The organism is Cronobacter sp. HA18006 (genome assembly GCF_011605445.1).
In the GTDB taxonomy this organism is placed as follows: Bacteria; Pseudomonadota; Gammaproteobacteria; order Enterobacterales; family Enterobacteriaceae; genus Cronobacter; species Cronobacter sakazakii.
Window position 1 is genome coordinate 148,354 of the sequence record NZ_JAANQB010000020.1, and the last position, 15,123, is coordinate 163,476.

General features: G+C 61.6%; 15 protein-coding genes. 8 read left to right on the top strand and 7 right to left on the bottom strand.

Annotated elements, in window-relative coordinates; all coding sequences use genetic code 11:
- Nucleotides 1–162: 162 nt before the first annotated feature.
- The gene (locus G9X48_RS09765) at nucleotides 163–711 is read left to right on the top strand and encodes a winged helix DNA-binding protein (RefSeq protein ID WP_004386658.1); all 549 of its coding nucleotides are present in this window, start codon (nucleotides 163–165) and stop codon (nucleotides 709–711) included.
- 1 nt (nucleotide 712) lies between these two features.
- On the opposite strand, the gene pxpA is transcribed toward G9X48_RS09765, so the two are convergent.
- The 7 genes from pxpA to G9X48_RS09800 all read right to left on the bottom strand — a co-directional run bounded on the left by pxpA (nucleotide 713) and on the right by G9X48_RS09800 (nucleotide 6,537).
- Complete coding sequence (pxpA, locus tag G9X48_RS09770) at nucleotides 713–1,447, bottom strand: 5-oxoprolinase subunit PxpA (protein ID WP_097641218.1); 735 nt, start codon at nucleotides 1,445–1,447, stop codon at nucleotides 713–715.
- Nucleotides 1,437–2,369, bottom strand: coding sequence for a 5-oxoprolinase subunit PxpC (pxpC, locus tag G9X48_RS09775; protein ID WP_097582105.1), 933 nt, complete (start codon nucleotides 2,367–2,369; stop codon nucleotides 1,437–1,439). The genes pxpA and pxpC overlap by 11 nt, the downstream gene beginning before the upstream one ends.
- Nucleotides 2,363–3,019 carry a 5-oxoprolinase subunit PxpB gene (gene pxpB / locus G9X48_RS09780; protein WP_007900468.1) on the bottom strand — a complete coding sequence of 219 codons (657 nt, stop codon included), beginning with the start codon at nucleotides 3,017–3,019 and terminating at the stop codon, nucleotides 2,363–2,365. Before pxpB ends, pxpC begins: the two co-directional genes overlap by 7 nt.
- A gap of 20 nt (nucleotides 3,020–3,039) precedes the next feature.
- Nucleotides 3,040–3,783, bottom strand: coding sequence for a type 2 GTP cyclohydrolase I (locus G9X48_RS09785; RefSeq protein WP_014729309.1), 744 nt, complete (start codon nucleotides 3,781–3,783; stop codon nucleotides 3,040–3,042).
- 10 nt (nucleotides 3,784–3,793) lie between these two features.
- Nucleotides 3,794–5,215: a deoxyribodipyrimidine photo-lyase gene (gene phrB, locus G9X48_RS09790; RefSeq protein WP_097641213.1), complete on the bottom strand. Its 1,422-nt coding sequence runs from the start codon at nucleotides 5,213–5,215 to the stop codon at nucleotides 3,794–3,796.
- A gap of 12 nt (nucleotides 5,216–5,227) precedes the next feature.
- Entirely contained in the window at nucleotides 5,228–6,181 is a 954-nt protein-coding gene (locus tag G9X48_RS09795) for a DUF523 and DUF1722 domain-containing protein (protein WP_007781887.1), read from the bottom strand.
- A 149-nt stretch (nucleotides 6,182–6,330) separates the two neighbouring features.
- A complete protein-coding gene (locus tag G9X48_RS09800) occupies nucleotides 6,331–6,537 on the bottom strand; it encodes a YbfA family protein (RefSeq protein WP_004387164.1) in 207 nt (68 codons plus the stop codon).
- Nucleotides 6,538–6,852: 315 nt separating this feature from the next.
- Between G9X48_RS09800 and kdpF the strand changes: the two genes are divergently transcribed.
- The 7 genes from kdpF to speFL all read left to right on the top strand — a co-directional run bounded on the left by kdpF (nucleotide 6,853) and on the right by speFL (nucleotide 15,072).
- Nucleotides 6,853–6,942, top strand: a complete 90-nt coding sequence (gene kdpF / locus G9X48_RS21465; protein ID WP_015386886.1) for a K(+)-transporting ATPase subunit F — start codon at nucleotides 6,853–6,855, stop codon at nucleotides 6,940–6,942.
- Nucleotides 6,942–8,624 carry a potassium-transporting ATPase subunit KdpA gene (gene kdpA / locus G9X48_RS09810; protein ID WP_097641212.1) on the top strand — a complete coding sequence of 561 codons (1,683 nt, stop codon included), beginning with the start codon at nucleotides 6,942–6,944 and terminating at the stop codon, nucleotides 8,622–8,624. The genes kdpF and kdpA overlap by 1 nt, the downstream gene beginning before the upstream one ends.
- A gap of 20 nt (nucleotides 8,625–8,644) precedes the next feature.
- Nucleotides 8,645–10,693, top strand: coding sequence for a potassium-transporting ATPase subunit KdpB (gene kdpB, locus G9X48_RS09815; RefSeq protein WP_004387166.1), 2,049 nt, complete (start codon nucleotides 8,645–8,647; stop codon nucleotides 10,691–10,693).
- Nucleotides 10,694–10,704: 11 nt separating this feature from the next.
- A complete protein-coding gene (gene kdpC / locus G9X48_RS09820) occupies nucleotides 10,705–11,277 on the top strand; it encodes a potassium-transporting ATPase subunit KdpC (protein ID WP_097641211.1) in 573 nt (190 codons plus the stop codon).
- Nucleotides 11,278–11,286: 9 nt separating this feature from the next.
- Complete coding sequence (gene kdpD, locus G9X48_RS09825) at nucleotides 11,287–13,971, top strand: two-component system sensor histidine kinase KdpD (RefSeq protein ID WP_097641210.1); 2,685 nt, start codon at nucleotides 11,287–11,289, stop codon at nucleotides 13,969–13,971.
- Nucleotides 13,968–14,645, top strand: coding sequence for a two-component system response regulator KdpE (kdpE, locus tag G9X48_RS09830; RefSeq protein WP_004387168.1), 678 nt, complete (start codon nucleotides 13,968–13,970; stop codon nucleotides 14,643–14,645). Before kdpD ends, kdpE begins: the two co-directional genes overlap by 4 nt.
- A gap of 322 nt (nucleotides 14,646–14,967) precedes the next feature.
- A complete protein-coding gene (gene speFL, locus G9X48_RS09835; RefSeq protein ID WP_015386889.1) occupies nucleotides 14,968–15,072 on the top strand; it encodes a leader peptide SpeFL in 105 nt (34 codons plus the stop codon).
- The last annotated feature ends 51 nt before the right edge of the window (nucleotides 15,073–15,123 follow it).

The window sequence follows — 15,123 nt, forward strand, 5'->3', positions numbered from 1 at the left end:
GCGAACGTTGTTGTGTGAGAGGCGCTGTGAACGTGCAGAACCTGACCAAAAAGCTATATCTGAACGGTGAAATTATGTAAACAATTTATCAATAAAATGTTTTTATTTTGTCGGTGACGTTTTATAGTTTTTGCCAATACCCCCAAAAGCGTAAGGGACGCCATGAGCCGGAAAAAAGCGGTTGTATCAACTGATAACGACGATATTGCTGACGGGCGCATTGTGTCGTCCCGCCATCTGGTGTCGGAGCGTTGCGCGGAATTATCGGAGCTGGAGTACGCGCTGATCATGACCAGCAACGCCTTTAACAAATGGATGGTGCGCTGCATGACGGCGGCAGGCGAGCCGGATATGGGCGCGTTTGATGTCTCGCTGTTGCATCACGTCAACCACCGCAACCGCAAGAAAAAGCTCGCGGATATCTGCTTTGTGCTCAACGTGGAAGACACGCACATCGTGACCTACGCACTGAAAAAGCTGGTCAAAGCCGGGTATGTCACCAGTGAAAAGGTAGGTAAAGAGCTCTATTTTTCGACGACAGAGGAAGGTAAAGCGCTGTGTATGAAATACCGCGACGTGCGCGAGGCGTGTCTTATCGCGATTCAGGTCGAGAGCGGCATACCGGGCGCGGCGATTGGCGAAACAGCGCAATTGCTGCGCACGATTGCCTCGCTTTACGACACCGCCGCGCGGGCGGCGGCATCGCTCTGAGTTACGCGCTGACCTGAATCTGGCGCGCGTCGAACGCCTCGCGTAACCGGCGCGCGAACGCCAGCGCGTGCGCGCCGTCACCATGCAGGCAGACCGTCTGGGCATTGACTGTCGCCCACGCGCCGTCGCGGCTGCGCACCCGCCCTTCCTGCACCATCATCAGCGTGCGCGACACCGCCTCGTCGTCATCCTCAATCAACGCGCCCGGCTCGCTGCGCGGCACCAGCGCACCGTCGGCCAGATAACCGCGATCGGCGAAGACTTCTTCGCGCGTGGCGAGCCGATAACGCGCGCCCGCGCGGATAAGCTCGCTGCCCGCCAGCCCCACCAGAATCAGCGACGCATCGAAATCCTTCACCGCCTGCGCGATGGCGTCGGCAAGCGCGGCGTCTTTCGCGGCCTGGTTATAGAGCATGCCGTGCGGCTTTACATGCGCCAGCCTGCCGCCTTCGGCGCGGGCGATAGCCGCGAGCGCGCCGACCTGATAAAGCGTCTCGGCGTAAATCGTCTCTGGCGGCAGCTGCATCGCCGTGCGCCCAAAGTTTTCACGATCCGCGAACCCCGGATGCGCGCCCATCGCCACGCCGTGCGCCAGCGCCAGCCGCACGCTCTCGCGCATGGTCTGCGCATCGCCCGCGTGGAAGCCGCAGGCGATATTGGCCGAGCTAATCAGCGGCATCAGTAGCGCGTCGTTGCCGCAGCCCTCGCCGAGATCGGCGTTGAGATCAATCTTCATCATTAAGCCGCCATGCCAGTTGTTGCAGATAACGCGCCCGGTCGCTGCGCGCTTCCAGCGCCTCTTCGATGGAGCACGGCACGAAGTGAATCGGCTCGCCGAGGCGCAGCTGCGCGAGGTTATAGCGATCGGCGTCGATGACGCACGCGATGCGCGGATAGCCGCCGGTGGTCTGGGCGTCATTCATCAGCACGATGGGCTGGCCACCGTGCGGCACCTGCACCACGCCCGGCAGCAGACCGTGAGACACCAGATCGCGTTTGGTGGTGCGCTCCAGCACGTGACCATGCAGCCGGTAACCCATGCGGTTACTCTGCGGGCTTAGCTGCCACGGCGTGCGCCAGAAGGCTTCTTTCGACGCCTCGCTGAATTCGTGGTACTCCGGCCCCGGCAGCGCGCGAATGCGGTTGCCCCACAGCAGTTGCTTCACGCCGCGCGCCTCGCGGAAGTGACGCGTGGGCGGATTCACTGGCAGCACGTCGCCGTCGCGCAGGGGGCGTCCTTCAAAACCCCCGAGGCCCGCTTTCACATCGGTACTGCGCGAGCCCATGACTTCCGGCACGTCGAAACCGCCCGCCAGCGCCAGATAACTGCGCATACCGCGGCGCGGCAGCCTGAGGCTCAGGCGCTCGCCCGCGCGGGCAAGCAGCCGCCAGCCGGTCCAGACGGCGCGTTCGTTAAGCGTCGCGTCGCAGCCCGCGCCGGTGAGCGCAAACCAGGTGTCTTCGGTGAACTCCACCACGCACTGGCCGAGCGTTATCTCCAGCGCCGCCGCATCAGGATCATTACCCACCAGCAGGTTGGCGATATGCAGCGACGGGCCATCCAGCGCGCCGCACTGGCTCACGCCGTACTGGCGCAGCCCAAAACGGCCGCCATCCTGAATAGTTGCGTGAATGCCCGCGCGAATAATCTTCAGCATACGCCCTCCTTTTGCGGCACAAAGCGCACGGTGTCGCCCGGCGCGAGCAGGCCCGGCGGGTTACTGTGCGGATCAAACAGCGCGCGCGAGGTGTGGCCGATAATCTGCCAGCCGCCAGGCGTAGGCAGCGGATAGATGCCCGTCTGGCTGCCGCCGATGCCGACCGAGCCTGCGGGTACCTGAAGACGCGGCTCCGCGCGGCGCGGCGTGGCAAGCTCCGGTGCCAGCCCGCCGAGATACGGAAAGCCTGGCTGAAAGCCGATGAAATAGACCACGTAGTCGACCTGCGCATGCATCTCCACCACCTGTTTCTCACTCAGCCCGGCGTGGTGTGCGACCACCGACAGATCCGGCCCGGCGTCTTTGCCGTACACCACCGGGATTTCAATGCGCCGCGCTTCGGGAATGATCGCCTCGCTCTCCTCCCACCAGCGTTGCAGCCGCTCAATAGCATCCAGCGCCATCGTGCCCGGCTCGCGCAGCATCACGGTAATGTTATTCATGCCGGGAATGACTTCTACCACGGCGGGCACGTCCGCGAGGCGCTGCACCAGCCCCCAGATGCGCTGCTGGCTGGCAAGCGTGACGGGCGGCTCCAGCTCCAGTACCACGGCGCTTTCGCCTAACAGATAACAACGGGCTCGCTGCACGTTTTCCTCTCTTGTGTTGGTTAAGCCGGGTTCGGGATATCGATAAAGGTCACGTCCAGATCGGTGGTTTCGTTCAGCCACTCGCTGAGCGCGCGAATGCCGCCGCGCTCGGTGGCGTGGTGGCCTGCCGCGTAGAAGTGCAGCGACTGCTCGCGCGCCGAGTGGATGGTCTGCTCAGACACTTCGCCGGTGATGAAGGCGTCCACGCCGAAACGCGCCGCGCTGTCGATAAAGCTCTGTCCGCCACCGGTACACCAGGCGACGCGCTTAATCAGATCAGGCCCGGTATCGCCGCACCACAGCGGGCGGCGGCCCAGACGCGCTTCAAGCCAGGAGGCGAACTCCGGGCCTGATACCGCCATCGACAGCTCGCCCCACGGCACCAGCGGCTCGATTTCGCCCTTCACGTCAATGCCGAGCAGCTGCGCGAGCTGGACGTTATTGCCAAGCTGCGGATGCGCGTCGAGCGGCAAATGCCAGCCGTAGAGATTGATATCGTTAGTGAGCAGCGTTTTCAGGCGGTTGCGCTTCATGCCGCGCACCACCGGCGATTCGCCTTTCCAGAAATAGCCGTGGTGGACGATCACCGCGTCGGCTTCCAGGCGCACCGCTTCGTCGAGCAGCGCCTGGCTTGCGGTAACGCCGGTGACGATTTTGCGCACCTCGTCGCGGCCCTCAACCTGCAAGCCGTTCGGGGCGTAGTCGCTGAACGTCGCGCTATTGAGTTTGTCGTTGATCAGTTGTTCCAGTTCGCTGTTTTTCATGGTCTCTCTCTTATTCCTTGCGGGCCGCTTCATACGCCGCGAGCGTCGCGACGCGCGCCTGTTTGTGATCGACGATGGGCTGCGGATAACGCAGCGCCTTGCCGTTTTTCTTCGCCCACAGATGCGGCTCATGCACCGCCTTGCCGGGAATATGGCTCAGTTCCGGCACCCAGCGGCGGATAAACTCGCCCTCAGCGTCAAACCGCTGCCCCTGCGTGGTGGGGTTAAAGATGCGGAAATAGGGCGCGGCGTCGGTGCCGGTGGAGGCCGCCCACTGCCAGCCGCCGTTATTGGCGGCAAAATCGCCGTCAATCAATTGCGACATAAAATAGCGTTCACCGCGCCGCCAGTCGACCAGTAAGTCTTTGACCAGAAAGCTCGCGGTGATCATCCGCAGGCGGTTATGCATCCAGCCGGTGGCATTCATCTGGCGCATGGCGGCATCGACAATGGGATACCCCGTGTTGCCTTCGCACCACGCCTGAAAATGGGCGTCGTTCTGCTGCCACGCCACCCGCGCCGTCCAGTCGATAAACGGCTGATGGCGGCACAGGTGCGGCCAGGCGACGATAAGGTGTCGGTAAAATTCGCGCCAGATAAGCTCGTTCAGCCACACCGCCCCGCTGCCGCCTTCCAGCGCGCGCGGGTGTTCGGTTAACAGACGATGCAGGCACTGGCGCGGCGACAGCACGCCGATGGCGAGATACGCCGACAATAAACTGGTGCCGCGAATCGCCGGGAAATCGCGCTTTTCCGGGTAGTCGCCCGCGGCCGTCTGGCAAAACTCCCGCAGACGTTTAAGCGCGGCCTCTTCGCCCGCCGGGAACAGCAGCGCGTCCGGCGTCTCACAGGGGTAATCGAACGGCGCAAGCGCAGGCACGTCGGTTAACGCGCCGCCGTTACGCGGCTTCGGCGCGCTGACGCAGGGCGGTAATCCTTCGCCGAGACGGCGTAAAAACGCCCGGCTGTAAGGCGTGAACACTTTATACATTTCGCCGTTGCCGGTGACGACGCTTCCGGGCGGCAGCATCACGCTGTCGTCAAAGCCCTGGCAGGCAACGCGGCCCTCCAGCCTGCGCTCAACGGCGGCGTCGCGCCGGGCTTCGTTCAGCTCATACTGATAGTTATAAAAGAGCGCGGAAACCTGCTGCTCATCGCAAAACGCGGCCAGCGCGTCCACGGCGGCGGCGAAATCGGGCACCTCGCGCGTAAACAGCGCAATGCCACGCTTCGCCAGCGCCTGTTGCAGGGCTTCCAGATTCTGGTGAATAAACGCCGCCTGACGCGGCGCGAGGGTGTGATCGCGCCACTGCTGCGGGGTCGCGATAAACAGGCCGATGACCCGCGCGTCGGGGTCACGGCAGGCGGCGGCGAGCGCCAGATTGTCGTTGACGCGCAGATCCGCGCGAAACCAGACCAGATGCGTGGTCATAACACTCCTTGTTTAACGGCCATAGCGCAGGCGCAGCGCTTCCGGGTACGGCTCGAAGTAGCGTTGTTGATCAAGATAAGCGTCAGGGTATTCCGCCATGTAGTGCTTAAGCAGCGTCACCGGCGCCAGCAGCGGCTGCGTGCCCTGGCGGTAGCGGTCGATAAGCGCGGAAAGCTCCTGGCGCTGACGTCCGTTGAGCTGGTTGCGAAAATACCCCTGCACGTGCATCAGCACGTTGGTGTGGTTGCGGCGGGTTGCATGAATGGAGAGCAGCGTCATCAGACGCAGACGGTATTCGTCAAAAAACGCTTCCAGCGAATCCCACTGGTCGATAGCGGCCACAAAGCGCCCCAGCTCGCGGTAGAGCGGCTGCGAATGCGCCAGCAGCAGCAGTTTGTAGCGGCTGTGAAAGGCGATGAGATTACCGCGCGTCAGCCCTTCGGCGCGCAGCGCGTGAAGCTCATGCAGCGTGTAGATGCGCTCAACGAAGTTTTCGCGAATGGCCGGATCGTGCAAACGTCCGTCCTCTTCCACCGGCAGCCACGGCAGCGCGTTCATCAGAATTTCGGTATAAATGCCGCGACCGGCTTTACGGTTGTTTTTGCCGTCCGCATCGTAGACGCGCACGCGCTCCATGCCGCAGCTTGGCGATTTGGCGCAGACGATATAGCCGCACAGGTGATCGAGACGGCTGACGCGCTCGCGCGAAAAGGTTTGCATCTCGGCGGTTAAATCCCCTTCGCGCTTATCGCTAAAGCGCAGCGCCAGGCCGTCGTCGGTTTTCACCAGGCGCAGCGCCGGGCGCGGCACCGGCAGGCCGACCGCCATCTCCGGGCAGACAGGCTCATATTTCACCCAGGGAGCCAGCTCTTCCACTGCAAAGGCAAGCCGTTTATGGCCGCCGTCAAAACGCACATTTTCCCCTAAAAGACAGGCGCTAATGCCAACAGGGATTTTTATACTCATTCGGCCATCCTCATTTTTATACACTCTCAGTGTAGCCAGAGGCGGCCTGTTAACACCAGTCTGATGACAGCGAAAAACGCAGCGGCGCGGCGTATCGCAGGCATAAAAAAACCGCTCTTTATGAGCGGTTTTTCAGGGAGTCGCGCGAATCAGTAGAAATAGCTGGCAGTTTGTTCCGCCTGCGCCATCCAGACCGGCTGATCGCTGGTTTTCGACCACACGCGATGCAGATAGCTGTAAAAACGCGAACGGTCTTTCCAGAACAGCATCACCGGCAGGGCCGCAATGCCGACCAGGAGCACTAACGCGCGACGCAGGAAGACCTGATGCGCAGGATATTTTTTATATAAAGACATAGGTTTTTCCCCCTTACTTAACTTGCCCGGCAATCAAGGCCGGAAACCGGATTTTGTGAGCTGGTTAAAATTGTATCGCTTTGCCTGTAATTTTACTACTCATCCGACCAGCTTTTAGGGTGAATTCTTACCATCTTTACAATTGATATCGTAAATAAGTTACAAAACGGTTAAACAAATACTAACCCGCAGTTAAATCATGGCTTTTGCCATTTTTATATTTTTTTTACACCCCGCTTCGCGATTTTTGCGAAACCTTTACGCCCGAATCCCTACCCTCTGCACATATTCAAAAAACCCCACTGGAGGTGGATTGTGAGTGCAGGCCTGATAACCGGCATCGTGCTGGTTTTCCTGTTACTGGGCTATCTGGTGTATGCCCTGATTAATGCGGAGGCGTTCTGATGGCGGCGTCCGCATTTTTACTTATCGCCAGTTTCCTGCTGGTGCTGATGGCGCTGGCGAAACCGCTGGGCAGCCTGCTGGCCCGACTGATTAACGGCGAACCCCTGCCTGGCGTGGGCGGCGTGGAGCGCGCGCTCTGGGCCGTGCTCGGCATTCGTCAGGAAGAGATGGACTGGAAGCGCTATCTGCTGGCTATTCTGGTGTTTAACACGCTCGGTCTGGCGCTGCTGTTCGCCATCCTGATGTGCCAGGGCGTGCTGCCGCTGAATCCGCAACACCTGCCGGGAATGTCCTGGCATCTGGCGCTCAATACCGCGGTGAGTTTCGTCGCCAATACCAACTGGCAGTCGTACGCGGGTGAAAGCACCGTCAGCTATTTCAGCCAGATGGCGGGCCTCGCGGTGCAGAATTTCCTCTCGGCGGCGACCGGTATTGCGGTGGCGTTCGCGCTGATCCGCGCCTTTGCGCGCCAGTCGGCGACCACGCTTGGCAACGCCTGGCAGGATCTCACTCGCGTCACGCTGTGGGTGCTGATGCCCATTTCGCTGATTATCGCCCTGTTTTTTATTCAGCAAGGCGCGATTCAGAATTTCTCTGCCTACCAGCCGTTCACCACGCTGGAAGGCGCGCGGCAGATGCTGCCGATGGGGCCGGTGGCGTCGCAGGAGGCGATCAAAATGCTTGGCACCAACGGCGGCGGCTTCTTTAACGCCAACTCCTCGCACCCCTTTGAGAACCCGACCGCGCTCACCAATGTCGTGCAGATGATGGCTATTTTCCTGATCCCGGCGGCGCTCTGCTTCGCCTTTGGCGATGCGGTGGGCGACGCGCGCCAGGGCCGCGCCATTCTCTGGACCATGACGGTGATTTTCGTGGTCTGCGTGGCGCTGGTGATGTGGGCTGAAACCACCGGCAACCCGCACTTCCTGACGCTCGGTGCCGACAGCGCCGCCAATATGGAAGGCAAAGAGAGCCGCTTTGGCATTCTCGCGAGCAGCCTGTTTGCGGTCGTCACCACGGCAGCCTCCTGCGGCGCGGTAAACGCCATGCATGACTCCTTTACCGCGCTCGGCGGCATGATCCCGATGTGGCTGATGCAGATTGGCGAAGTGGTCTTCGGCGGCGTCGGCTCCGGGCTGTACGGGATGCTGCTGTTCGTGCTGCTGGGCGTGTTTATCGCGGGCCTGATGATTGGCCGCACGCCGGAATACCTCGGTAAGAAAATCGACGTGCGCGAGATGAAAATGACCGCGCTGGCGATTCTGGTGACGCCTGCGCTGGTGCTGCTCGGCACCGCGCTCGCCATGATGACCGATACGGGCCGGGCGGGCATGTTCAACCCCGGCATTCACGGCTTCAGCGAAGTGCTCTACGCGGTGTCGTCCGCCGCCAATAACAACGGCAGCGCCTTCGGCGGCCTTAGCGCCAACACGCCGTTCTGGAACCTGCTGCTGGCGTTCTGCATGTGGTTTGGCCGCTTCCTGGTGATTATCCCGGTGATGGCGATAGCCGGCTCGCTCGCCGCCAAAAAAGCGCAGCCCGCCAGCCCCGGCACGCTGCCCACCCACGGCGCGCTGTTTATCGGCCTGCTGACGGGTACGGTGCTGCTGGTGGGCGCCCTGACGTTTATCCCCGCCCTCGCCTTAGGCCCGGTCGCGGAACATCTTTCTCTTGTGAAATGACCATTGCGGAGTCGCTATCCATGAGTCGCAAGCAACTGGCCCTGTTTGAATCCTCGCTGGTTCGTCAGGCGCTTTTCGATGCTCTTAAAAAACTGAGTCCGCGCGCCCAGTGGCGCAACCCGGTCATGTTTATCGTCTGGGTCGGCAGCCTGCTGACCACGCTGATCGCCCTGGCGATCGCCGCCGGAAAACTGCCTGGCGAGGCGCTGTTTACCGCTGCCATCAGCCTGTGGCTGTGGTTTACGGTGCTGTTCGCGAATTTCGCCGAAGCGCTGGCCGAAGGCCGCAGCAAAGCCCAGGCCAACAGCCTCAAGGGTGTAAAAAAGACCGCGTTCGCCCGCAAACTGCGTGCGCCGCATCACGACGCCCAGATGGATCACATCCCCGCCGCTGACCTGCGCAAAGGCGATATCGTGCTGGTGGAAGCAGGCGATATTATCCCGTGCGACGGCGAAGTTATCGAAGGCGGCGCGTCGGTGGATGAGAGCGCCATTACCGGCGAATCCGCGCCGGTTATCCGTGAATCGGGCGGCGATTTCGCCTCGGTAACCGGCGGCACGCGTATTCTCTCCGACTGGCTGGTTATCCAGTGCAGCGTCAACCCCGGCGAGACGTTCCTCGATCGTATGATTGCGATGGTCGAGAGCGCCGAGCGCCGCAAAACGCCGAACGAAATCGCGCTGACCATTCTGCTGGTGGCGCTGACGATTGTCTTTCTGCTGGCGACCGCCACGCTCTACCCGTTCTCGCAATACGGCGGTACGGCGGTCAGCGTGACGGTGCTGGTGGCGCTGCTGGTGTGCCTGATCCCGACCACTATCGGCGGGCTGCTCTCCGCCATCGGCGTGGCGGGCATGAGCCGGATGCTTGGCGCGAACGTTATCGCCACCAGCGGCCGCGCGGTGGAAGCCGCAGGCGATGTGGACGTACTGCTGCTGGATAAAACCGGCACCATCACGCTCGGCAACCGTCAGGCGTCTGACTTCCTGCCCGCCCCCGGCGTGGATGAAAAAACGCTGGCTGACGCCGCCCAGTTAGCCTCGCTTGCGGATGAAACCCCGGAAGGCCGCAGCATTGTGGTGCTGGCGAAGCAGCGCTTTAACCTGCGCGAGCGCGACGTACAGCATTTGCAGGCTACCTTTGTGCCCTTCACCGCCCAGACGCGCATGAGCGGCATCAACGTGCAGGACCGGATGATCCGTAAAGGCTCGGTGGACGCCATTCGCCGCCACGTGGAAGCCAACGGCGGCCAGTTCCCGGCGCAGGTCGACACGCTCGTGGAAGGCGTGGCGCGCACCGGCGGTACTCCGCTGGTCGTGGCCGAAGGCGCGCAGGTGCTCGGCGTTATCGCGCTGAAAGATATCGTCAAAGGCGGCATTAAAGAGCGCTTCGCGCAGCTGCGCAAAATGGGCATCAAGACGGTGATGATCACCGGCGATAATCGGCTGACGGCGGCCGCCATCGCCGCCGAAGCGGGCGTGGACGATTTTCTCTCCGAAGCGACGCCGGAAGCGAAACTGGCGCTGATCCGCCAGTACCAGGCCGAAGGACGGCTGGTGGCGATGACCGGCGACGGCACCAACGACGCCCCGGCGCTGGCGCAGGCCGATGTGGCGGTGGCGATGAACTCCGGCACCCAGGCGGCGAAAGAAGCGGGCAACATGGTGGATCTCGACTCTAACCCCACCAAGCTCATCGAAGTGGTGCACATCGGCAAACAGATGCTGATGACGCGCGGCTCGCTGACGACATTCAGCATCGCCAACGACGTGGCGAAATATTTCGCCATTATCCCGGCGGCGTTCGCGGCGACCTACCCGCAGCTTAACGCGCTGAACGTGATGCATCTGCACTCCCCTGCCTCGGCTATTCTCAGCGCCGTTATTTTTAACGCGCTGATCATCGTCTTTCTGATCCCGCTGGCGCTGAAAGGCGTGAGCTACAAGCCGCTCGCGGCGGCGGCGATGCTGCGCCGCAACCTGTGGATTTACGGTCTGGGCGGGCTGGTGGTGCCGTTTATCGGCATCAAGCTCATCGACCTGCTGTTAACGCTATTTGGTCTGGTTTAAAAGGAATCATTATGGCTATGTTACGTCCCGCACTCACCCTGCTGGTTTTCCTGACGATACTCACCGGCGGCGTCTATCCGCTGGCGACCACGGTGCTCGGCCAGTGGTGGTTTAAGGACCAGGCGGAAGGCTCGCTTATCCGCCAGAATGACGAGGTGCGCGGCTCGCGCCTGATTGGCCAGGCGTTCAGCGAGGCGAAATATTTCCAGGGCCGCCCTTCCGCGACGGCCGAAGCGCCTTATAATCCAATGGCTTCCGGCGGCAGTAACCTTGCCGCCAGCAACCCGGCGCTGGATAAAGAGGTCCAGGCGCGCGTACAGGCGCTGCGCGCCGCCAACCCGGACGCCCGCGCGGCGGTGCCGGTGGAGCTGGTCACCGCCTCCGCGAGCGGTCTTGATTACGGCATAACGCCTGACGCCGCCTTCTGGCAGGCCCCGCGCGTGGCGCAGGCCCGCGGCATTTCTGAAGCGGAAGTGGGACGCCTTATCCGTGAAAACACCGACGCCCCTCTCGCGGGCTTTCTCGGCCAGCCGGTGGTTAACGTGCTGAAACTGAATATGGCGCTGGACGCCCTGCAACCGTAAGGAACCCTCATGACCGAAGAGCCGATGCGCCCCGACCCGGACCGCCTGCTGATACAGACGCAGGGCCGGACGCGCGGAAAACTCAAAATCTTCTTCGGGGCCTGCGCAGGCGTAGGGAAAACCTACGCCATGTTGCAGGAGGCTCAGCGCCTGCGGGCGCAGGGGCTCGATATCCTGGTGGGCGTGGTGGAAACCCACGGCCGCCAGGAGACCGCGGCGTTACTTGAGGGGCTGGCTATCCAGCCCCTTAAGCGTATTCATCACCGGGGCCGCGTGGTGCAGGAGTTCGATCTCGACGCGGCGCTTGCCCGTAACCCGGCCCTGATCCTGATGGACGAGCTGGCGCACAGCAACGCGCCCGGCTCGCGCCACCCGAAGCGCTGGCAGGATGTCGATGAGCTGCTCGACGCGGGCATCGACGTCTTTACCACCGTGAACGTGCAGCATCTGGAGAGCCTCAACGACGTGGTGGGCGGCGTCACCGGCATTCAGGTGCGCGAAACCGTGCCCGACCCGATTTTCGATGCGGCCGATGAAATCGTGCTGGTGGATCTGCCGCCGGACGACCTGCGCCAGCGGTTGCATGAAGGCAAAGTGTACATCGCAGGCCAGGCAGAGCGCGCCATCGAGCATTTCTTTCGCAAAGGCAATCTTATCGCGCTGCGCGAGCTGGCGCTGCGCCGTACCGCCGACCGCGTGGACGACCAGATGCGCGCCTGGCGCGACCGCCAGGGCCAGGAGAAAGTGTGGCACACGCGCGACGCCATCCTGCTGTGCATCGGCCAGGGCGCGGGCAACGAAAAACTGGTGCGCACCGCCGCGCGTCTGGCGGCGCGGCTCGGCAGCGTCTGGCATGCGGTGTATGTGGAGACGCCGCGCCTGCACCGGCTACCGGAAACATCACGCCGCGCGATTCTGAGCGCCCTGCATCTCGCCCAGGAGTTGGGCGCGGAAACCGCCACCCTCGCCGACCCGGTCGAGGAGAAAGCCGTGCTGCGCTACGCCCGCGAGCATAACCTCGGCAAAATCGTCATCGGGCGGCGCAATAAACGCCGCTGGTGGAGCCAGGATACGTTCGCCGAGCGGCTCGCGCGCCACGCGCCGGAGCTCGATTTACTGATTGTCGCGCTGGACGACAAGCCGACGCCTGCCACCGCCAAAGCCGCCGATAACCGCCCGTTTATGGAGAAATGGCGGGTACAGTTGCGCGGCTGCGCGGTGGCGGTAGCGCTCTGCGCGCTGATTACGCTGGTGGCGCACCAGTGGCTTATCGCGTTTGACGCCGCCAACCTGGTGATGGTCTATCTGCTGGGCGTGGTGCTGGTGGCGCTGTTTTATGGCCGCTGGCCGTCGGTGGTGGCGACAGTCATCAACGTGGTGAGCTTTGATCTCTTTTTTATCGCGCCGCGCGGCACGCTGGCGGTCTCTGACGTCCAGTATCTGCTGACCTTCGCGGTGATGCTGAGCGTCGGGCTGATTATCGGCAACCTGACCGCGGGCGTGCGCTACCAGGCGCGCATCGCGCGCTATCGCGAGCAGCGCACCCGCCATCTTTATGAGATGTCCAAAGCGCTGGCGGTGGGCCGCAGCGCGCGCGATATCGCAGCCACCAGCCAGCAGTTTATCGCCTCCACCTTTCACGCCCGCGGCCTGCTGCTGCTGCCGGACGAACACGGCAAACTGCAAGCGCCGCAACCGCTCGCGGAAATCACCCCGTGGGATGAAGCCATTGCCCGCTGGAGCTTCGATAAAGGCTTGCCTGCCGGCGCGGGCACCGACACCCTGCCCGGCGTGCCGTATCAAATTTTGCCGCTGCGCACCGCCGGGAAAACGCTCGGGCTGGTCATTGTCGAGCCCGGTAACCTGCGCCAGTTGATGATCCCCGAACAGCAGCGGCTGCTGGAAACGTTCACGTTACTGGTGGCAAGTGCTCTTGATCGGCTCTTTCTGACCGAAAGCGAAGGGCAGGCGCGGCTCGCCAGCGAGCGCGAACAGCTACGCAATTCATTGCTGGCGGCACTCTCTCATGACCTGCGCACGCCGCTGACGGTGCTGTTCGGCCAGGCGGAGATCCTGACGCTCGATCTGGCTGCCGAAGGCTCGAAGCATGCGCCGCAGGCGAGCGAAATCCGCCAGCATGTACTGAACACCACAAGGCTTGTGAATAATCTGCTGGATATGGCGCGCATTCAGTCGGGCGGCTTTAACCTGCGCAAAGAGTGGCTGACGGTGGAAGAAGTGGTGGGCAGCGCGCTCAAGATGCTGGAGCCGGGTCTCGGTGGGCGGCATATCGAACTCAGCCTTAGCGATCCGCTCACCCTCATCCATGTTGACGGGCCGCTGTTTGAGCGCGTGCTGATTAACCTTCTGGAGAACGCCGCCAAATACGCAGGGCCACGGGCGCAGACAGGCGTGCGCACGAGCTGGCGCGACGACCGGCTCGATCTGGAAGTCTGGGATAAAGGCCCTGGTATTCCGGCTGGTCAGGAACAGGCTATCTTTGCTAAATTCGCTCGCGGCAATAAAGAATCCGCTATCCCCGGCGTCGGTCTGGGGCTTGCCATTTGTCAGGCGATTGTCGAGGTGCACGGCGGCGAGATTTACGCGCGTAACCGCCCGGAAGGCGGCGCGAGTTTTCATGTGCTGCTGCCTAACGAAACGCCCCCGGAACTGGATATCCACGAGGTCATGTGATTAGCGTTCTGATAGTCGAAGATGAAAAAGAGATCCGCCGCTTTCTGCGCACCGCGCTTGAGAGCGAAGGGCTGCGCGTCTATGACGCCGAAACCCTCCAGCGCGGGCTGATTGAAGCCGCCACCCGCAAGCCCGATCTGGTGATCCTCGATCTCGGGCTGCCGGACGGCGACGGCATCGATTTTATCCGCGACTATCGGCAGTGGAGCCAGACGCCAGTGATTGTCCTGTCGGCGCGCAGCGACGAGCAGGACAAAATCGCGGCGCTCGATGCCGGTGCGGATGATTTTCTCGCGAAGCCGTTCGGCATCGGCGAGCTTCAGGCGCGGCTGCGCGTGGCCCTGCGCCGCCACGGGAGCGCAAGCCAGAGCGATCCGGTGGTGCGCTTTTCCGACATTACAGTCGATCTGGCCGCAAGACGCATCACGCGCGGCACTGAGGAGATCCACCTGACGCCAATTGAGTTTCGCCTGCTGGGCGTGCTGCTGAATAATCCCGGCAAGGTACTGACCCAGCGACAGCTGTTAAGCCAGGTGTGGGGGCCGAACGCGGTCGAGCACAGCCATTATCTGCGTATCTATATGGGCCATCTGCGCCAGAAGCTCGAAAGCGATCCGGCGCGCCCGCGCCATCTGTTGACTGAAACCGGCATCGGCTACCGGTTTATGCTTTAACGCTGACGCCGCGTCACGCCTGGCGCGGTTTTAAATATCCCCGCTTTTTATTCTGAATAGCTTTTCACTCCTCCCTTATTTTTATTCATTTTTTATTTTCTGTTTCATCGAAATAAGAAGGGTTTTCTGCCCAAATAAAATGAACACCATTTATTAACCAGAGACTTACATCTTTACAACCGACAGCGATCTACTCTACATTATGCATAAATGACGACTATTTATTTCTGGTTCAGCGCATTTTTGTTGATCCTTTTCACAGATTAACCTCTTATCCTGGATAAAATGACTACGCTTTCAATTACTGAAAGGTAATAATCACATGGAAAATAATAATCGGTTTATGCCACATATCAGGCGGACGACCCATATTATGATGTTCGCCCACCGCAACTGCTTTGACTTCCACCTTTTTAACGCCCGCTAGCGTATTGCGCTGCTGCGCGCCGCTTATTCCTGAGAAAGAGCCTAACGCTGT